Source organism: Citrobacter sp. MGH104 (assembly GCF_001034485.1).
Lineage (GTDB): Bacteria > Pseudomonadota > Gammaproteobacteria > Enterobacterales > Enterobacteriaceae > Citrobacter > Citrobacter freundii.
In genome coordinates this window covers 1,138,572-1,156,076 of record NZ_KQ089818.1, presented here as the reverse complement: position 1 = coordinate 1,156,076, position 17,505 = coordinate 1,138,572, and the positions used below count along the sequence as shown (strand labels likewise).

20 protein-coding genes are annotated in these 17,505 nt (G+C 53.5%); 13 read left to right on the top strand and 7 right to left on the bottom strand.

All coding sequences use genetic code 11. The annotated features are described in order from the left end of the window. Positions 1-6: 6 nt before the first annotated feature. From SK34_RS05400 to SK34_RS05385, 4 genes are all read right to left on the bottom strand, one after another. Positions 7-960: an ABC transporter permease gene (locus SK34_RS05400; protein ID WP_003037658.1), complete on the bottom strand. Its 954-nt coding sequence runs from the start codon at positions 958-960 to the stop codon at positions 7-9. 1 nt (position 961) lies between these two features. After that, a complete protein-coding gene (locus SK34_RS05395; protein ID WP_003037661.1) occupies positions 962-1,951 on the bottom strand; it encodes an ABC transporter permease in 990 nt (329 codons plus the stop codon). Continuing rightward, complete coding sequence (locus tag SK34_RS05390) at positions 1,944-3,452, bottom strand: sugar ABC transporter ATP-binding protein (RefSeq protein ID WP_044714634.1); 1,509 nt, start codon at positions 3,450-3,452, stop codon at positions 1,944-1,946. Before SK34_RS05390 ends, SK34_RS05395 begins: the two co-directional genes overlap by 8 nt. A gap of 103 nt (positions 3,453-3,555) precedes the next feature. Next, complete coding sequence (locus tag SK34_RS05385) at positions 3,556-4,539, bottom strand: autoinducer 2 ABC transporter substrate-binding protein (RefSeq protein ID WP_003037665.1); 984 nt, start codon at positions 4,537-4,539, stop codon at positions 3,556-3,558. A gap of 420 nt (positions 4,540-4,959) precedes the next feature. Here SK34_RS05385 and SK34_RS05380 point away from each other — a divergent pair, with 420 nt between their 5' ends. Together SK34_RS05380 and SK34_RS05375 are read left to right on the top strand one after the other, a co-directional pair. Next, on the top strand, positions 4,960-5,598 hold the full coding sequence (locus tag SK34_RS05380) for a DUF1007 family protein (RefSeq protein ID WP_003847101.1): 639 nt from the start codon (positions 4,960-4,962) through the stop codon (positions 5,596-5,598). Then, complete coding sequence (locus tag SK34_RS05375) at positions 5,589-6,569, top strand: nickel/cobalt transporter (RefSeq protein ID WP_048232547.1); 981 nt, start codon at positions 5,589-5,591, stop codon at positions 6,567-6,569. The genes SK34_RS05380 and SK34_RS05375 overlap by 10 nt, the downstream gene beginning before the upstream one ends. 22 nt (positions 6,570-6,591) lie before the next feature. Here the strand turns inward: SK34_RS05375 and SK34_RS05370 are convergent, their stop codons facing one another. Continuing rightward, the gene (locus tag SK34_RS05370; RefSeq protein WP_032937895.1) at positions 6,592-7,467 is read right to left on the bottom strand and encodes an alpha/beta hydrolase; all 876 of its coding nucleotides are present in this window, start codon (positions 7,465-7,467) and stop codon (positions 6,592-6,594) included. 159 nt (positions 7,468-7,626) lie between these two features. Then, a complete protein-coding gene (suhB, locus tag SK34_RS05365) occupies positions 7,627-8,430 on the bottom strand; it encodes an inositol-1-monophosphatase (RefSeq protein ID WP_003037670.1) in 804 nt (267 codons plus the stop codon). A 118-nt stretch (positions 8,431-8,548) separates the two neighbouring features. On the opposite strand from suhB, the gene trmJ reads away from it, so the two are divergent. From trmJ to sseB, 11 genes are all read left to right on the top strand, one after another. Beyond that, positions 8,549-9,280, top strand: coding sequence for a tRNA (cytosine(32)/uridine(32)-2'-O)-methyltransferase TrmJ (trmJ, locus tag SK34_RS05360; protein ID WP_003838431.1), 732 nt, complete (start codon positions 8,549-8,551; stop codon positions 9,278-9,280). A 173-nt stretch (positions 9,281-9,453) separates the two neighbouring features. Next, a complete protein-coding gene (iscR, locus tag SK34_RS05355; protein WP_003037674.1) occupies positions 9,454-9,945 on the top strand; it encodes a Fe-S cluster assembly transcriptional regulator IscR in 492 nt (163 codons plus the stop codon). Between the two features lie 112 nt (positions 9,946-10,057). Beyond that, a complete protein-coding gene (gene iscS, locus SK34_RS05350; protein WP_003838433.1) occupies positions 10,058-11,272 on the top strand; it encodes a cysteine desulfurase in 1,215 nt (404 codons plus the stop codon). Positions 11,273-11,297: 25 nt separating this feature from the next. Continuing rightward, a complete protein-coding gene (gene iscU / locus SK34_RS05345; protein ID WP_002913991.1) occupies positions 11,298-11,684 on the top strand; it encodes a Fe-S cluster assembly scaffold IscU in 387 nt (128 codons plus the stop codon). 20 nt (positions 11,685-11,704) lie between these two features. Continuing rightward, positions 11,705-12,028 carry an iron-sulfur cluster assembly protein IscA gene (gene iscA, locus SK34_RS05340; protein WP_003037681.1) on the top strand — a complete coding sequence of 108 codons (324 nt, stop codon included), beginning with the start codon at positions 11,705-11,707 and terminating at the stop codon, positions 12,026-12,028. A gap of 108 nt (positions 12,029-12,136) precedes the next feature. Further along, positions 12,137-12,652 (top strand): co-chaperone HscB, encoded by a 516-nt coding sequence (gene hscB / locus SK34_RS05335; protein WP_003037683.1) that lies wholly within the window; start codon positions 12,137-12,139, stop codon positions 12,650-12,652. Positions 12,653-12,667: 15 nt separating this feature from the next. Next, positions 12,668-14,518, top strand: coding sequence for a Fe-S protein assembly chaperone HscA (hscA, locus tag SK34_RS05330; RefSeq protein WP_003838439.1), 1,851 nt, complete (start codon positions 12,668-12,670; stop codon positions 14,516-14,518). Position 14,519: 1 nt separating this feature from the next. Further along, a complete protein-coding gene (gene fdx, locus SK34_RS05325; RefSeq protein ID WP_003037690.1) occupies positions 14,520-14,855 on the top strand; it encodes an ISC system 2Fe-2S type ferredoxin in 336 nt (111 codons plus the stop codon). Between the two features lie 11 nt (positions 14,856-14,866). Next, entirely contained in the window at positions 14,867-15,067 is a 201-nt protein-coding gene (gene iscX / locus SK34_RS05320; RefSeq protein ID WP_003037694.1) for a Fe-S cluster assembly protein IscX, read from the top strand. 61 nt (positions 15,068-15,128) lie between these two features. Then, positions 15,129-16,412 carry an aminopeptidase PepB gene (pepB, locus tag SK34_RS05315; protein WP_003037696.1) on the top strand — a complete coding sequence of 428 codons (1,284 nt, stop codon included), beginning with the start codon at positions 15,129-15,131 and terminating at the stop codon, positions 16,410-16,412. Positions 16,413-16,521: 109 nt separating this feature from the next. Continuing rightward, the gene (gene sseB / locus SK34_RS05310; protein WP_032937889.1) at positions 16,522-17,298 is read left to right on the top strand and encodes an enhanced serine sensitivity protein SseB; all 777 of its coding nucleotides are present in this window, start codon (positions 16,522-16,524) and stop codon (positions 17,296-17,298) included. Between the two features lie 36 nt (positions 17,299-17,334). Here sseB and timP read toward each other — a convergent pair whose 3' ends face one another. Then, positions 17,335-17,451 (bottom strand): small toxic inner membrane protein TimP, encoded by a 117-nt coding sequence (timP, locus tag SK34_RS25090; RefSeq protein WP_242670821.1) that lies wholly within the window; start codon positions 17,449-17,451, stop codon positions 17,335-17,337. Between the last annotated feature and the right edge of the window lie 54 nt (positions 17,452-17,505).

Below are 17,505 nucleotides of genomic sequence, written 5' to 3'. Positions count from 1 at the left end.
CTGAAATCAGGCTTTACGATTCTGTAATGCGATAAAGAGGATCAGCACCGCGCCCCACAGCGCCATCGTCAGATAGCTGCTGACCCCCAGCAAGTTAAGGCCGCTTTCCAGCATTTGCAGCACAATCAGCGCCAGGACCAGGCCGATAATGCGTCCGAAGCCGCCATCCGGATTGATGCCGCCGAGTACGGAGGCAAGGATGGTGACCAGCAGGTAGGACTCACCGTATCCGGCTTTTGCCGAGTTGAATTTCGCCATCATCAGAATGGCGGCGACCCAGCCGAGCAGGGCTGAAATCACGTACACGGAAATTTGTACCCGTACGGTATTAACACCACTGTAGCGGGTAGCCTGTTCATTGGAGCCGACGAGATAAAGACTGCGCCCCAGCGTGGTGTGCTCCAGCAGTACCCATAGCAGGATTGCCACCAGGAAAAAGAGCAACAGCGCCACCGGAATACCCGCAATCGTGGCGTTGCCAAGGTACTGAATGGCGGTCGGGAAACCCGAAATCACCGTCCCGTTGGAGAGCAGAATATTCAGCCCGGAGATAAGTGTCATCGTGCCGAGGGTGGCGAGAATCGGTGAGACGCCGACCCAGGCAATCAGCGCGCCGTTGAGCGTACCGATAGCCACCGCCACGGCTGCACCTGCCAGCAGCGCCAGCACCAGAAACAGCGGGTTATCCGGATGGGTAACGATAATCGCTGCCATTACCAGCGAGCAGGCGTTCGCCCCGGCAATAATTGACAGGTTAATGCCGCCGGTCAGCATGGTCATACCCATCCCGAGGGCCAGCATACCGAGGATCGGTAACTGTGAGCCTATCGACTGGAAGTTAGCGACGCTAAAAAAACGGCTGCCGAGCAGGGCTGAGAAAACCAGGGCGACGACCACAATAATGACGCATTGCAGACGAATGATGGCATCACCGGGTAAAAATCTGGCGATTGTTTTCATCTCAAAGCTCCCTTGCCAGTTTGCGTTTTTCGTTCCAGGCCGTGGCACTGATGCTGACCAGGATAATGGCGCCGCTGAATACGGTGTGCCAGTAAGAGGAGACGCTGAGTAGCGTCAGACCATTTTGTAAGAAGGCGAGCAAGACAACGCCGAGCAGGGTTCCGGTCAACGTACCGCGCCCGCCGCTCATGCTGGTTCCGCCGAGTACGACCGCCGCCAGCACCGTCAGCTCAAAGCCGAGCAGCGAATTGGGTGCAACTGACTGGGTGATTTGCGCCTGAACCACGGCGGCAACACCTGCCAGAATGCCCATATAGCCATAGACGTAGAAATGCAGCTTCAGCAGATTCAGCCCCAGGCGTGAGGCCGCGTCGCGGTTGCCGCCCATGGCGTAAACCTGACGGCCAAGACGTGTATAGTTCATCAGCACTGCGGTAAAGACGATCACCGCCGCCAGGCACAGCAGGGGCAGGGTGAGGCCGTAGTCGTAGCCATCTGCCGCGGTGAAGGAGAACCAGTTAATGCCGTTCATAAACCAGTCAGGGAAACCGTACAGCCAGGTGCCTTTGGTGGCGTAAACCAGAAGGCCGTAGTAGACGTTCAGCGTGGCGATGGTAATGATGATTGCCGGAACGCGCAGCCAGTAGACCAGGAAGCCATTAATGAGCCCAAGCAGCAGGCCCACCGCAATCGCAATGGTTAACGCCAGAGCGAAGTTACCGCCGTGGCCGATCACCCAACTGGCCATCGCATACTGGGCAATCGCGGTCATCGCCGGAAATGAGATATCGATCCCGCCGGAAATCAACACCACAAACAACCCGCAGGCAAGAATGCCGAGAATCGCGTAGCTGGTGGCCACATCTGTCAGATTGCCGAGCGAGAGGAACTCATCGGTGCTGACACTTAGCCCAACCGCCAGCGCCACGACCAGCAGGCCCAACCAGAATTCATGTTGCCCGATTAAACGGGACAGATGCATCTTATTCATTGATTACCTCGACCACTTCAGCAATCTCCTCTTCACGGCAGTGATGAGGATTAAATTCCGCCACCAGTCTGCCGCGACGCATCACCAGCACGCGGTGGCTGTTGTAATATGCTTCTGGAATTTCATCGCAAATCATCAGCACCGCCATACCTTGTTCCGCCAAATCGCGGGCTATCTGGTAAATGCCCTCTTTGTTGGCGATATCCACGCCGACGGTAGGCGAGTCGAGGATCAGGATGCGGGGATTGGTCGCCACCCATTTGGCAATGGCGATACGCTGGGCATTGCCGCCGGAAAGGGTTTTGACCGGCAGGTGCGGATCGGACACTTTGATATTCAGTTCGCGGATTAAATCGGCGACCAGCTTTTGCGCTTTACTATGATCGAGCAAGCCGCTACCGGTGTGCAGTTGATCAAACACCGTGACGATGGTGTTGTCGTAAATCGACTGCTCCATGATCAGCCCCTGCGTCAGGCGATCTTCTGAGACGTAGCCGATCCCATGCTTAATGGCGTCGTGGTTATTACGAAGCGTGACCGGCTGACCGTTAATACGCATCTCGCCGCTTTCCGGCTGGGTCATGCCGAACAAACTGAGGCAAAGTTCGGTACGCCCGGCGCCCAACAGGCCGACAATCGAGACAATCTCGCCGCCATGTAGCGACAGATTAATGTTCTGGTATTTGCCTCTGCGGCTGAGGTTGCGCAGCTCCAGCAGGGGTTCTCGATCGTCGAATGATTTCTCCGGCAACGGGCTGTAGTGGAAGCGTTGTCCGGTCATCAGGAAAGCCAGCTCGTGACTGTCCAGTTCGCTGGCAGGATATGTGCCCACCAGTTTGCCGTCGCGCATGACGCTGATACGGTCTGCCACTTCCATCACTTCATCCAGACGATGGCTGACAAACACCACGCAAATGCCGGCTGCTTTCAGTTCGTTAACCACCTTCAGCAGGCCATTGACCTCCTGGCGGGTTAGCGAGGCGGTGGGCTCGTCCATAATCACCAGACGCGCATCTGCGGCAATTGCCCGGCAAATAGCGACCAGCTGTCGGTCGGCAATCGAGAGTTTTTCTACTTTTTTATCGGGATCGATATTCACTCCGATACGTTTCATGGCTGCCAGCGCCTGCTGTTTCATAGCACCACGACGCACCCAGATATCACCGCCCGGCAGATAGCGGTTGACCGCGATATTTTCTGCGACGCTAAAGTTGGGGAACAGCGACAGGTCCTGATAAATAACCTGAATGCCATAATGGGAAGAGAGCTGCGGCGTCAGGTGATGGAACAATTTTCCGTCGAGTAAAATCTGCGCGCCTTTTTCCGGGTGATAAACCCCGGAGATCACTTTAATAATGGTACTTTTACCACAGCCGTTTTGACCCGCCAGACAGTGAACTTCGCCTTTTCTCAGCGTCAGATTCACGTTATCCAGCGCCAGCACGCCCGGGAATTGTTTGCTGATATTCTCAAGAGTGATAAATGCGGTGGTGTCTGCCATGGACAATACCCCTGCGAGCGCCCTGACGGACGCTGAGTGTTAGTTTGGTTGATAGCGCCGACCAGACGGTCGGCGTTAAGGTTCCCTGGTGTTGGCTAAAGCCTTAGAAACCAAGTGATTGTGCGTTGTCTTTGGTGACTTCGAGGATCTTGTTAAAGCGGATCACTTTCTTCTCCGTGTCGATATCGGCTTTCCCTAAACCGTCGATACTCAGATCTGCATTGACTTCTTTGCCCTGCAACAGCTGATCGGCAACCGTTACCAGCGCATAGCCCGCATCTTTTGGATCCCACAGCAGCGCTTTTTTGATATCTCCACGCATCAGGTAAGGCGCAGCCTGCGCTGGCATGGCGATCCCGACAACGGCAATTTTATCTTTGGCGCGTTTTTTCTGCACAGCCTGACCAGCACCAATTGGACCCAGTGAGCCGAAGCCGATAATGCCCTTCATCTGCGGATAGGTTTTCATCAGATCCAGCGTTGTGGCGTAGGATTTATCAATGCTTTCCGCGACCGGCAGGCGTGAAGTGACCTCGAACATTTCCGGATATTTTTCTTTCTGGTACTTAATTGCATAATCCGCCCACGCGTTATGCAGTGGGACCGTCAGCGAACCAACATAGATTGCATACCCGCCTTTGCCGCCCATATTTTTCGCTAACTCATCGACGTTGGCTTGTGCGTATTTTTCACTATCGATGGTTTCGATATCCCACTGACCGATTTGCTCGTCCGGGGATTCGTGCGTCAGGACCACAATGCCTTTATCGCGCGCTTTTTTCAGTACTGGCTCAAGAACCTTGGCATCGTTCGGTACCACGATGATTGCGTTGACGTTTTTGGCGATCAGATCCTCAATCACTTTGACCTGCTGTGCCGGATCCGGCGTAGATGGACCGGTCTGGTAAGCGTTCACATCCAGTTTTTTTGCTGCTTCGTTAACGCCGGTTTCCATGCGGTTAAACCAGGGAATACCGGTGACCTTTGCAACCACAGCAATTTCATATTTTTCCGCCGCAAAGGACGTGCCGGACAACATGCATGCAGAAACCAGGGTTGCACTGAGTAATGCGAGTTTGAATTTCATAGTTGTACCTTTCGTAGGGGGCAGGACATGTCACGGCGTGAAGTTAACAACGAATGGAAGAGGGAATGAATCATAAGTTTGGAGAATGTGATATATGCCCACTATTGTGAATTTATGGAAACAAAATAGTTAACAATTGGTTAAATTAACATGGTTTTAGATTCAAGTGTTCAAATTAAGTGTTAATAAAACATTAAAATGAAACTATTAATTAACATTTTATTATCATTTTACTTAAGATTTGACGCCGAAAAGGTGTTTGGGTGGAATTTCCCGAAGAAGAAATTATCGAAATTGAGAACTGAATCGATACCGGAAAAGGGTGCTCAACTTTTTTTCGTTCAATGATATCCTCGGCACACTTGCGCCAAATACGGCATCATTATTTGTGGCGGTGTTGATTTTTATCGTGGAGAACTCATGCAAGGCGTTAAACGTATCTTTATGACGTTGTTTCTCGCTGTCCTGTCTTTTGGCGCAGGTGCGCATCCCCACAGCTTTATTCATCTGAAAACCGAAGTTGTGAGCGAAAATGATCGGTTCGTCGCGCTAAAAATGCGCTGGACGATGGATGAAATCACGTCGGCGGATCTGCTTTACGACGCGGGGAATGCTAAACCTGGTGATGAAATTTGGAAAAAACTGGCGGCGGAAGTGATGGCCAACGTTCTCGGGCAGCACTATTTCACCGAAGTGTGGCACGATGGGAAAAAGGTAAAGTTTAAAAACAGACCGACGGAATATGGCATGGCGCGTGAAGAACACCAGGCGGTGCTGACGTTCGTTCTGCCGCTGGCCGAAGCTCAACCACTGAGCGGTCAAAAATATACTATTTCAACCTTCGATCCGACCTACTACGTCGATATGAGCTATGACAAAGACAGCGACGCCCGACTTTCGCAGACCATAAGCCAGCAATGCCATATTTCAATGCATACGCCGACGCCGAATGAACACATGTTAAGTTTTGCGCAGTCGCTGGATAAAGAAGACGCACCGCCGGAGGATATGGAGTTGGGTAAACAGTTTGCACAGACGGTGACGCTGCAATGTCAGTAGTTTATCAACAACTCGCAGCCAGACGCCGTTGGCTCACGCTATGGCCGCTGGCGGTCTTTTTGTTGCTGGCGACAGGCGGGGGGCTGTGGTTGTGGCAAGCCTGGCCTCAGGTAATGATGCACAGTGTCGTCTGGCAGCGCGACGTTAACCAGCAGATGAGCGGGTTGCTGAAAGCGGTTGCCGCGAACCCCACACGTGCGGGCGGATCTCTGCTGTTGTTTAGCTTTATTTATGGGGTATTGCACGCATTGGGGCCGGGGCACGGCAAAATCGTCATCACGACCTGGCTTGCGACGCATCCGTCGAAGCTCAAGTCGAGCATTGGGCTGACGCTGGCGTCTTCCCTATTGCAGGGGCTGGTGGCAATAGGACTGGTGGTTGTAGTGCTCACGGTGCTGCAACTGCCTGCCCGACAGCTGCATATGAGCAGTTTCTGGCTGGAGAAAGGAAGTTATGCGCTGGTTGGCATGTTGGGCGTTTTATTGTGTGTCCGTGCGCTGAAGAAATTGCGCCAGCTGCTGATGCGCCCGAAATTCACCGCCTTTACGCCGCACCATGTGCATCACGAGGGCTGCGGCTGCAGGCATCAGCATTTGCCCAACCCGGAACAACTGCAAAGCGGCGATGACTGGCGCGCCCGGTTGATGATTATTCTCTCTATGGGCATGCGTCCCTGCTCTGGCGCAATTATGGTGCTGCTGTTCAGTAAAGTGGTTGGCGTCTTTAGCTGGGGTATGGCGTCGGCGTTGGCGATGGCGGCAGGAACCTCTTTGACGATTACGTCACTGGCTTTGCTGGTACATAGCTTTCGCTCATTGGCGGTGAAAATTAGCGGGCATAAAGCGCCGGTGCTGTGGCGACAGATTGGCTGGACGACGCTGGCGTTAGCCGGTGGTGCGGTGCTTATTGTTGCTGCGGTAGTGATGTGGATGAGCGCGGTGCCGGTAGGGCGAGGGATAAGACCGTTTTAAATCCCCATCCGTAGCGTAATTGTTATTGCGTCACTGCTTTACGAATAAAATCTATCGCTGCGTCACGATAATCATCGCCGTGGCGGCCAGAGAACGCATCAATATGTTCTCCTTCGGGAATAATGATTAGCTGTTTGGGTTCACGCGCCTGGGAAAACAGTTTTTCACTCTGTTGCCATGGAATGACGTGATCTGCCGTACCGTGGATCAGCAGTAACGGGATCGGCGCAATGCTGCTGATATTACGATCTGCACTATAGCGATCGTCGAGTAAAAATCCGCTCCCTGGGATCATGTGGTTGGCAATGGCAGAGTACGATGAAAACGTTGAATCGAGGATAATGGCTCGCACGCCCGCGCGATCGCCGTGTTGTTGATTTGCACAATCCATGCAATTGCCCACGGCGGCTAATACATTATTGCCCCCAAGACTTTGCCCCAGCAGCACCAGTCGCTCAGAGTCGACATCGGCGCGATGCCGCACATAGTCCATTGCGCTTTGCGTATCGTCCTGCAGGCCTTTTTGTGATGGCGTGCCCTCTGATTCGCCGAAGCTGCGGTAATCAAACATAAACACGTTAACGTTGCGTTCTGGCAACCAACTGACTAACGGCCAGTGCGCTGACATATTGCCGACGTTTCCATGGGCATGGACGACGGTGGCGATGGCGTTTTCTGCCGGCCCCGTAGCGGAAGGAATAAACCAGCCGTGTAAACGGGTACCGTCTTTGGCGGTAAAGAAAACGGATTCAGCAGTGGTGGGAGTTGGGCCGTATATTTCATTATCGGGATAATAAAAGGTATTGATCGCCACGCGGGGGAGTAAATAAATGCAGGCCAGGACGATAAACAACATAAAGAGATATTTGGCGCTGCGACGGATGCCCGGGATGGTCATGTGACTTCCTTGTTGCTTTCAGACAGTGGTAGTTCTGCCATTGGGTACAAAGAAATATCGTGTTAAAGCGTGAGGGGAAAGTAAAGCAAGAGGACGTTATTTAGGAAAAACGCTCGAGGAAAAGCACGGCGAATGAGAGGTCTCATCCGCCGAAGAGACTTAGCGCTTCAGCGCATCGCTCAGTTCGTCACGCATGTTAGCCAGCATGGCTTTAACAACGCGCGGGTTACCTGCAACGATGTTGCCGGTTGCCAGGTAGTTATGACCACCGGTGAAGTCGCAAACCAGTGCGCCAGCTTCACGCGCAATCAGCTCACCTGCTGCGAAATCCCATGGTTTCAGACCGATTTCGAAGTAACCGTCAACGCGCGCAGCGGCAACGTAAGCCAGATCCAGCGCAGCAGAACCTGTGCGGCGGAAGTCAGCGCACTCGGTAAACATTTTGCCAAGAATTTTCATGTAAGAAGCGGCGTGCTGCTTCGCTTTGAACGGGAAACCGGTGGCGATGATGGTGCCGTCCAGATCGCGGGCGGTGCTGCCACGCAGACGATAGCCGTTCAGCTGTGCGCCCTGGCCGCGAGTGGCGGTGAACAGTTCGTTACGCATTGGATCGTAAACAACGGCGACTTCAGTACGGCCTTTAATGCGTACTGCGATAGATACCGCGAAGTGCGGCAGACGTTTTACGAAGTTGGTAGTACCATCCAGTGGATCGATAACCCATTGAACATCCTGATCTTCACCTGCGTGCTCACCGCTTTCTTCGGTGATGATGGTGTGCTGTGGGTAAGATTTGCGAATAGTTTCGATAATAATCGCTTCGGCGGCTTTATCGACGTTAGTCACGAAATCATTGCTGCCTTTCTGGCTGGTTTCTACAGAGTCTGGGGTTTCGTAGTGTTTGGCAATTACATTACCCGCCTTGCGCGCTGCGCGCACGGCGATGGTCAGCATCGGATGCATCGGTCTCTCTCACTGGATGTTAAAGAACGGGAAAACGGCGCAGAGTATAGCAGCGAGTTCGGAATATGTCTTCGTTTTATGATAATATGCCCGAATAATCTTTAGCCGAAGAAATACAATGCTGCAAAATATTCGAATCGTGCTGGTGGAAACCTCTCACACTGGCAACATGGGCTCTGTAGCCCGCGCAATGAAAACCATGGGTTTAACCAATCTGTGGCTGGTAAATCCACTGGTTAAACCGGACTCTCAGGCCATCGCTCTGGCGGCAGGTGCCAGTGATGTAATCGGCAGCGCGCAGATCGTCGATACTCTTGATGAAGCGCTGGCAGGTTGCAGCCTGGTAGTAGGCACCAGTGCGCGCTCCCGTACACTACCGTGGCCGATGCTGGATCCGCGTGAATGCGGTTTAAAAAGCGTCTCTGAAGCGACGAATTCGCCCGTAGCGCTGGTGTTTGGCCGTGAACGTGTTGGCCTGACGAATGAAGAACTGCAGAAGTGCCATTACCACGTCGCTATTGCCGCGAACCCGGAATACAGTTCGCTGAACCTGGCGATGGCGGTGCAGGTCATCTCTTATGAAGTGCGCATGGCCTGGCTGGCAACGCAGGAAAGCGAGAAGACCGCAGAATACGAAGAAGCTGAGTATCCGCTGGTCGATGATTTAGAGCGTTTTTACGGTCATCTGGAACAAACGCTGCTGTCGACCGGGTTTATCCGTGAAGGGCATCCGGGACAGGTGATGAACAAGCTGCGCCGTCTGTTTACGCGTGCGCGTCCTGAGAGCCAGGAGCTGAACATTTTGCGCGGAATTTTAGCTTCAATTGAGCAACAGAATAAAGGCAAGTAAACGTAACGCCTCCGGCAAGTAAAAATGGCACTGAAGGTTAAATACCTGACTAAATTAGTCAAGTAAATAGTTGACTGATTTAGTCGGGAATGTCAGACTTGCCCCTGCTATGCAATACCCCCATTTTACAATAAAAAACCCCGGGCAGGGGCGAGTTTGAGGCTAAGTAAGACATGAGACTGACATCAAAAGGGCGTTATGCCGTGACCGCAATGTTGGACGTTGCGCTCAACTCCGAAACGGGCCCGGTACCGTTGGCTGATATTTCTGAACGTCAGGGAATTTCCCTGTCATATCTGGAGCAGCTGTTTTCCCGTTTGCGTAAAAACGGTCTGGTTTCCAGCGTACGTGGACCAGGCGGCGGGTATCTGCTGGGTAAAGATGCCGGCAGCATCGCAGTAGGTGAAGTAATCAGCGCTGTGGACGAGTCTGTAGATGCGACCCGTTGCCAGGGCAAGGGCGGTTGTCAGGGCGGCGATAAATGCCTGACCCACGCGCTGTGGCGCGATCTGAGCGATCGTCTGACCGGTTTCCTCAACAACATTACGTTGGGCGAACTGGTGAATAATCAGGAAGTCCTGGATGTGTCTGGTCGCCAGCACACGCATGACGCTCCACGCACTAATCGTGCACAAGACGCGATCGACGTTAAGTTACGCGCATAATAAAAGTATTTTAGAATCAGGCCGGGGTGTTACACACCCCGTTAACTCGGTCGTACATCCAGCCGGTTGCCTGATTCCTTGCATTGAAGCGATGTACGGAGTTTATAGAGCAATGAAATTACCGATCTATCTCGACTACTCCGCAACCACGCCGGTGGACCCGCGTGTTGCCGAGAAAATGATGCAGTGTCTGACCCTGGACGGAAACTTTGGTAACCCAGCGTCTCGTTCACACCGTTTCGGCTGGCAGGCTGAAGAGGCGGTAGATATCGCCCGTAACCAGATTGCTGACCTCGTGGGCGCTGACCCGCGTGAAATCGTCTTTACTTCCGGTGCGACTGAATCCGATAACCTGGCGATTAAAGGTGCAGCCAACTTTTATCAGAAAAAAGGCAAGCACATCATCACCAGCAAAACCGAACACAAAGCCGTGCTGGACACCTGTCGTCAGCTGGAGCGCGAAGGATTTGAAGTCACCTACCTCGCCCCGCAGCGTAACGGCATTATTGACCTGAAAGAACTTGAAGCGGCAATGCGTGACGACACCATCCTCGTGTCCATCATGCACGTGAATAACGAAATCGGCGTGGTGCAGGATATCGCGACTATCGGCGAAATGTGCCGTGCGCGCGGCATCATCTATCACGTTGATGCGACCCAGAGCGTGGGCAAACTGCCTATCGATCTGAGCCAACTGAAAGTTGATCTGATGTCCTTCTCCGGCCACAAAATCTATGGTCCGAAAGGTATCGGTGCGCTGTACGTGCGTCGTAAACCGCGTATTCGTATTGAAGCGCAGATGCACGGCGGCGGTCACGAGCGCGGTATGCGTTCCGGTACGCTGCCTGTGCACCAGATCGTCGGCATGGGTGAAGCTTACCGTATCGCTAAAGAAGAGATGGAAACCGAGATGGCGCGCCTGCGCAGTCTGCGTAACCGTCTGTGGGACGGCGTGAAAGATATGGAAGAAGTGTATCTTAACGGCGATCTCGAGCAGGGCGCACCGAACATTCTCAACGTTAGCTTCAACTATGTTGAAGGCGAATCGCTGATTATGGCGCTGAAAGATCTGGCTGTATCCTCCGGTTCTGCATGTACTTCTGCAAGCCTGGAGCCATCCTACGTGCTGCGCGCGCTGGGGATGACCGACGAGCTGGCACATAGCTCAATTCGTTTCTCTTTAGGTCGTTTCACTACCGAAGAAGAGATTGACTACGCCATTAATCTGGTTCGCAACTCCATCGGCCGCCTGCGTGACCTTTCTCCGCTGTGGGAAATGTACAAACAGGGCGTGGATCTGAACAGCATTGAATGGTCACATCACTAATCGGTACCGATAAGGAGAATTCAGCATGGCTTACAGCGAAAAAGTAATCGATCATTATGAGAATCCACGTAACGTGGGTTCTTTTGACAACAGCGACGAGAACGTGGGCAGCGGCATGGTGGGTGCACCAGCCTGTGGCGACGTGATGAAGTTGCAGATTAAAGTCAACAATGAAGGTATCATTGAAGACGCGCGTTTCAAGACTTACGGCTGCGGTTCCGCTATTGCTTCCAGCTCTCTGGTTACCGAATGGGTAAAAGGGAAATCTCTGGACGAAGCACAGGCGATTAAAAACACCGATATCGCCGACGAGCTTGAACTGCCACCGGTGAAAATTCACTGCTCTATTCTGGCTGAAGACGCGATTAAAGCCGCGATTGCGGATTACAAAAGCAAACGTGAAGCAAAATAATTAAGAGTTGAGGTTTTATTATGTCGATTACCTTAAGCGACAGTGCAGCAGCGCGTGTAAATACCTTCCTGGCAAACCGCGGTAAAGGGTTTGGTCTGCGTCTGGGCGTGAGAACCTCCGGCTGCTCAGGTATGGCCTATGTACTGGAATTTGTTGACGAGCCGGCGGCTGAAGATACCGTGTTTGAAGACAAAGGCGTTAAAGTTGTGGTCGACGGTAAGAGCCTGCAATTCCTCGACGGTACGCAGTTAGACTTCGTCAAAGAAGGTCTGAACGAAGGGTTTAAGTTTACTAACCCGAACGTGAAAGACGAATGTGGATGCGGCGAAAGCTTCCACGTGTAACGCGCTTACCGATAACCCCACCGTGGTCGCCTGCGCGTGGGGTTTGTTTTACCTGACTCTCTGGTTTTGCTCCCGTGAACAACAGAGAATCGATGCCCTGAGAATGTTATGGACTACTTCACCCTCTTTGGCTTACCGGCCCGTTATCAGCTCGATACTCAGGCGCTGAGCCTACGTTTTCAGGATCTACAACGTCAGTATCATCCTGATAAATTTGCCAGCAGTTCCCAGGCGGAACAACTTGCTGCGGTTTCGCAGTCCGCCACTATCAACCAGGCCTGGCAAACGCTGCGTCATCCTTTGATGCGCGCCGAATACTTATTGTCTTTACACGGCTTTGACATCCGTAGCGAGCAGCACACGGTGCGCGATACCGCGTTTCTGATGGAACAACTGGAGCTGCGGGAAGAGCTGGACGAAATTGAACAGGCAAAAGACAGTCAACGTTTAGATGCGTTTATGCAACGCGTCAGCGAAATGTATAACGTTCGTCATCAACTGATGGTGGAACAGCTGGATAGCGAGACGTGGGACGCAGCGGCAGATACCGTGCGTAAGCTGCGTTTTCTCGATAAACTGCGAAGCAGTGCAGAACAACTCGAAGAAAAACTGCTCGATTTTTAATTTCCGGAAGCGAAAATGGCCTTATTACAAATTAGTGAGCCTGGTCTGAGCGCCGCGCCGCACCAGCGTCGTCTGGCGGTAGGTATCGATTTAGGCACCACCAACTCCCTGGTTGCGACCGTACGCAGCGGCCAGGCCGAAACGTTGGCAGACCATGAAGGTCGCCACCTGTTGCCGTCAGTGGTTCACTATCAGCAGCAGGGTTATTCTGTCGGTTACGATGCCCGCGCCAATGCTGCGCTGGATACGGCAAACACCGTCAGTTCGGTAAAACGCATGATGGGCCGCTCTCTGGCGGATATCCAGGCGCGTTACCCGCATCTGCCATATACGTTCCAGGCAAGCGAAAACGGCTTGCCGATGATTGAAACCGCTGCCGGATTGCTTAATCCGGTGCGTGTCTCCGCGGATATTCTGAAAGCGCTGGCCGCGCGGGCAACCGAATCACTGTCCGGCGAACTGGACGGCGTGGTAATCACCGTTCCGGCTTACTTTGACGATGCACAGCGTCAGGGGACCAAAGACGCCGCGCGTCTGGCGGGCCTGCACGTATTGCGTCTGTTGAACGAACCGACCGCAGCTGCGATTGCCTATGGTCTGGACTCCGGTCAGGAAGGCGTGATTGCGGTCTACGATCTTGGCGGCGGTACTTTTGATATTTCTATTCTGCGCCTGAGCCGCGGCGTGTTTGAAGTGCTGGCGACCGGCGGTGATTCCGCGCTCGGCGGCGACGATTTTGACCATCTGCTGGCCGATTATATTCGCGAGCAGGCTGGCGTGGCCGATCGTAGTGATAACCGCGTACAGCGTGAACTGCTGGATGCCGCGATTGCCGCGAAAATCGCGCTTAGCGACGCTGATTCTGTAACGGTTAACGTGGCGGGATGGCAGGGTGAAATCACCCGTGAAACCTTTAATGAACTCATTTCCGCACTGGTCAAGCGTACGCTGCTGGCCTGCCGTCGCGCGCTGAAAGATGCGGGCGTGGAGCCGCAGGATGTGCTGGAAGTGGTGATGGTCGGTGGTTCAACTCGCGTGCCATTGGTGCGTGAACGCGTCGGTGAATTTTTTGGCCGTACGCCGCTGACTTCTATTGACCCGGACAAAGTGGTCGCTATTGGTGCGGCAATCCAGGCAGATATTCTGGTCGGAAATAAACCAGACAGCGAAATGCTGCTGCTGGACGTTATCCCGCTGTCCCTGGGACTGGAAACCATGGGCGGTCTGGTGGAGAAAGTGATCCCACGTAACACCACGATTCCGGTGGCGCGCGCGCAGGACTTTACCACCTTTAAAGATGGCCAAACCGCGATGTCCATTCACGTAATGCAAGGCGAGCGTGAGCTGGTGCAGGACTGCCGTTCACTGGCGCGTTTTGCGCTGCGCGGCATCCCGGCATTGCCAGCTGGCGGCGCACACATCCGCGTGACCTTCCAGGTGGACGCCGATGGCCTGCTGAGCGTCACCGCCATGGAAAAATCCACCGGCGTTGAGTCCTCAATTCAGGTTAAACCGTCCTACGGTCTGACCGACAGTGAAATCGCCTCCATGATTCAGGATTCGATGAGTTTTGCCGAGCAGGACGTTAAAGCCCGTATGCTGGCAGAACAGAAAGTCGAAGCGGCACGCGTACTGGAAAGTTTATCCGGTGCGTTGAACGCTGATGCCGCGCTGTTAAGCGCCGCAGAACGTCAGGCTATCGACACCGCCGCCGCGCATTTGAGCGAGGTTGCACAGGGTGACGATGTTGACGCGATAGAACAAGCCATTAAAAACGTAGACAAACAAACCCAGGAATTCGCCGCTCGCCGCATGGACAAGTCCGTCCGTAGCGCGCTGAAAGGCCATTCCGTGGACGAGGTTTAATATGCCAAAGATTGTTATTTTGCCTCATCAGGATCTCTGTCCCGATGGCGCAGTTCTGGAAGCTGAGACCGGCGAAACCATTCTTGACGTTGCCCTGCGTAACGGTATCGAGATTGAACACGCCTGTGAAAAATCCTGTGCCTGCACAACCTGCCACTGCATCGTACGTGAAGGTTTTGATTCTTTGCCGGAAAGCACAGAAGAAGAAGACGACATGCTGGATAAAGCCTGGGGACTGGAGCCGGAGAGCCGTTTAAGCTGTCAGGCACGTGTCACCGAGGACGATTTAGTGGTCGAAATCCCACGTTACACAATCAATCATGCACGTGAGCATTAACAGAGGGTAGTATGGGACTGAAGTGGACCGATAGCCGTGAAATCGGCGAGGCGCTGTACGACGCGTTCCCCGATCTCGACCCCAAGACCGTTCGTTTCACCGATCTGCACCAGTGGATCTGTGACCTGGAAGAGTTCGATGATGATCCACAGGCATCGAACGAAAAAATCCTTGAGGCCATTTTGCTGGTCTGGCTGGACGAAGCCGAATAAGTCAACGGGCTGCCCACGGGTGGCCCGTTTTCCTGTATGCGCGAAAATAAGGATAAATAAAATGACAGAAGCCATGAAAATTACGCTTTCCACGCAACCCGCTGATGCCCGCTGGGGTGAAAAGGCGACATACAGCATTAATAATGATGGCATTACCCTGCACCTGAACGGAAAAGATGACCTCGGCCTTATCCAGCGCGCCGCCCGTAAAATTGACGGCCTGGGTATTAAACATGTCCAACTGGATGGTGAAGGCTGGGATACCGAACGTAGCTGGGCGTTCTGGCAGGGCTACAAAGGACCAAAAGGCACCCGCAAAGTTGAGTGGGCCGCTCTGGATGAGGCGCAGCGCAAAGAGCTGGATAACCGCCTGAAAATTATTGACTGGGTGCGCGATACCATTAACGCCCCGGCAGAAGAGCTGGGCCCGGAACAGCTGGCGCAACGCGCAGTAGACCTGCTGTGCTCTGTTGCCTGCGATAACGTCTCTTACCGCATCACTAAAGGCGAAGATCTGCGCGAGCAGAACTACATGGGATTGCATACCGTAGGTCGTGGCTCCGAACGTCCTCCGGTACTGCTGGCGCTGGATTACAATCCAACTGGCGATAAAGAAGCCCCGGTTTATGCCTGCCTGGTGGGTAAGGGAATTACTTTTGACTCCGGCGGTTACAGCATCAAGCAAAGCGCATTTATGGACTCGATGAAGTCTGATATGGGCGGCGCGGCAACGGTGACCGGCGCGCTGGCGTTCGCCATCACCCGTGGTCTGAACAAGCGCGTGAAGCTGTATCTGTGCTGCGCGGATAACCTGATCAGCGGCAACGCCTTTAAACTCGGCGATATTATTCACTATCGCAACGGTAAAAAAGTTGAAGTGATGAATACCGATGCCGAAGGGCGTCTGGTACTGGCCGATGGCCTGATCGACGCCAGCGCGCAAAAACCAGAATTGATCATTGATGCCGCCACGCTGACCGGCGCGGCGAAAACTGCGCTGGGCAACGATTACCATGCGCTGTTTAGCTTTGACGATCAACTGGCTGCCCGTCTGCTGGCAAGCGCGGCGCAAGAAAACGAGCCGTTCTGGCGTCTGCCGTTGGCAGAGTTCCACCGTAGCCAGCTGCCGTCTAACTTTGCCGAGCTGAATAATACCGGCAGTGCGGCCTATCCGGCGGGTGCTAGCACCGCGGCGGGTTTCCTGTCCCATTTCGTGGAAAACTATCAGCAAGGCTGGCTGCACATCGACTGCTCTGCAACCTATCGCAAAGCGCCAGTTGAGCAGTGGTCTGCGGGCGCAACTGGTCTGGGTGTGCGCACGATTGCAAATCTGCTGATTGCCTGAACGGTGTTTTTGTAGGCCGGGTAAGCGAAGTGCCACCCGGCATTTTGCCTGATGGCGACGCTGTGCGTCTTATCAGGCCTACAACCCATATACATAATTTGTGATCTCTATGTCCGAAACGAAAAACGAATTAGAAACCCTGCTGGAGCAAGCGGCGACAGAGCCTGCGCATCGTCCGGCATTTTTCCGTACTTTACTGGAGTCTACCGTCTGGGTGCCGGGTACAGCCGCAGAAGGCGAGGCGGTGGTTGAAGACAGCGCCCTCGATCTTCAGCACTGGGAAAAAGAAGACGGCACGACCGTGATCCCGTTCTTCACCTCCCTGGAAGCTCTTCAGCAGGCGGTTGAAGATGAGCAGGCATTTGTCGTCATGCCGGTGCGTACATTGTTTGAAATGACGCTCGGCGAAACGCTGTTTCTCAACGCGAAACTGCCGACCGGCAAAGAATTTATGCCGCGTGAAATCAGCCTGCTGATGGGGGAAGAAGGGAATCCGCTCAGCACCCAGGAAGTACTGGAAGGCGGTGAATCGCTGATCCTCTCTGAAGTCGCTGAGCCTCCGGCGCAGATGATTGACTCGCTGACTACGCTGTTTAAAACCATTAAGCCGGTAAAACGCGCGTTTCTCTGCTCGATCAAAGAAAGTCCGGATGCCCAACCCAACCTGCTGATTGGCATTGAAGCCGATGGCGATATTGAAGAGATTATTCATGCCACGGGGAGTGTTGCAACGGATACGTTACCGGGTGATGAACCGATTGATATTTGCCAGGTGAGGAAAGGTGAGAAGGGCGTGAGCCACTTTATCACTGAGCACATCGCACCGTTCTATGAACGTCGCTGGGGCGGTTTCCTGCGCGACTTTAAACAGAATCGGATTATCTGAGTGAAGGAAAGCCGCCCCGAAAGGCGGCTACCAGGCTTACTTGCTCTGGGCGCTGAGCGTCATGCGTGCAGAATTACCTGAGTAACTCTGATCACCGTGAAGACACAATGCACCAGATACAACAAGCACGATACAGAAGTATCGTATCTTCATTGCGCGGTCCATGCGAAGACCGCATCACGACAGCACCACTGGCGATAATGCCGT

Excerpts from the sequence above, each read along its gene's own strand:
- SK34_RS05400 (WP_003037658.1), bottom strand. The coding sequence starts at position 960 with ATGAAAACAATCGCCAGATTTTTACCCGGTGATGCCATCATTCGTCTG.
- SK34_RS05395 (WP_003037661.1), bottom strand. The coding sequence starts at position 1,951 with ATGAATAAGATGCATCTGTCCCGTTTAATCGGGCAACATGAATTCTGG.
- SK34_RS05390 (WP_044714634.1), bottom strand. The coding sequence starts at position 3,452 with ATGGCAGACACCACCGCATTTATCACTCTTGAGAATATCAGCAAACAA.
- SK34_RS05385 (WP_003037665.1), bottom strand. The coding sequence starts at position 4,539 with ATGAAATTCAAACTCGCATTACTCAGTGCAACCCTGGTTTCTGCATGC.
- SK34_RS05380 (WP_003847101.1), top strand. The coding sequence starts at position 4,960 with ATGCAAGGCGTTAAACGTATCTTTATGACGTTGTTTCTCGCTGTCCTG.
- SK34_RS05375 (WP_048232547.1), top strand. The coding sequence starts at position 5,589 with ATGTCAGTAGTTTATCAACAACTCGCAGCCAGACGCCGTTGGCTCACG.
- SK34_RS05370 (WP_032937895.1), bottom strand. The coding sequence starts at position 7,467 with ATGACCATCCCGGGCATCCGTCGCAGCGCCAAATATCTCTTTATGTTG.
- suhB (WP_003037670.1), bottom strand. The coding sequence starts at position 8,430 with ATGCATCCGATGCTGACCATCGCCGTGCGCGCAGCGCGCAAGGCGGGT.
- trmJ (WP_003838431.1), top strand. The coding sequence starts at position 8,549 with ATGCTGCAAAATATTCGAATCGTGCTGGTGGAAACCTCTCACACTGGC.
- iscR (WP_003037674.1), top strand. The coding sequence starts at position 9,454 with ATGAGACTGACATCAAAAGGGCGTTATGCCGTGACCGCAATGTTGGAC.
- iscS (WP_003838433.1), top strand. The coding sequence starts at position 10,058 with ATGAAATTACCGATCTATCTCGACTACTCCGCAACCACGCCGGTGGAC.
- iscU (WP_002913991.1), top strand. The coding sequence starts at position 11,298 with ATGGCTTACAGCGAAAAAGTAATCGATCATTATGAGAATCCACGTAAC.
- iscA (WP_003037681.1), top strand. The coding sequence starts at position 11,705 with ATGTCGATTACCTTAAGCGACAGTGCAGCAGCGCGTGTAAATACCTTC.
- hscB (WP_003037683.1), top strand. The coding sequence starts at position 12,137 with ATGGACTACTTCACCCTCTTTGGCTTACCGGCCCGTTATCAGCTCGAT.
- hscA (WP_003838439.1), top strand. The coding sequence starts at position 12,668 with ATGGCCTTATTACAAATTAGTGAGCCTGGTCTGAGCGCCGCGCCGCAC.
- fdx (WP_003037690.1), top strand. The coding sequence starts at position 14,520 with ATGCCAAAGATTGTTATTTTGCCTCATCAGGATCTCTGTCCCGATGGC.
- iscX (WP_003037694.1), top strand. The coding sequence starts at position 14,867 with ATGGGACTGAAGTGGACCGATAGCCGTGAAATCGGCGAGGCGCTGTAC.
- pepB (WP_003037696.1), top strand. The coding sequence starts at position 15,129 with ATGACAGAAGCCATGAAAATTACGCTTTCCACGCAACCCGCTGATGCC.
- sseB (WP_032937889.1), top strand. The coding sequence starts at position 16,522 with ATGTCCGAAACGAAAAACGAATTAGAAACCCTGCTGGAGCAAGCGGCG.
- timP (WP_242670821.1), bottom strand. The coding sequence starts at position 17,451 with ATGAAGATACGATACTTCTGTATCGTGCTTGTTGTATCTGGTGCATTG.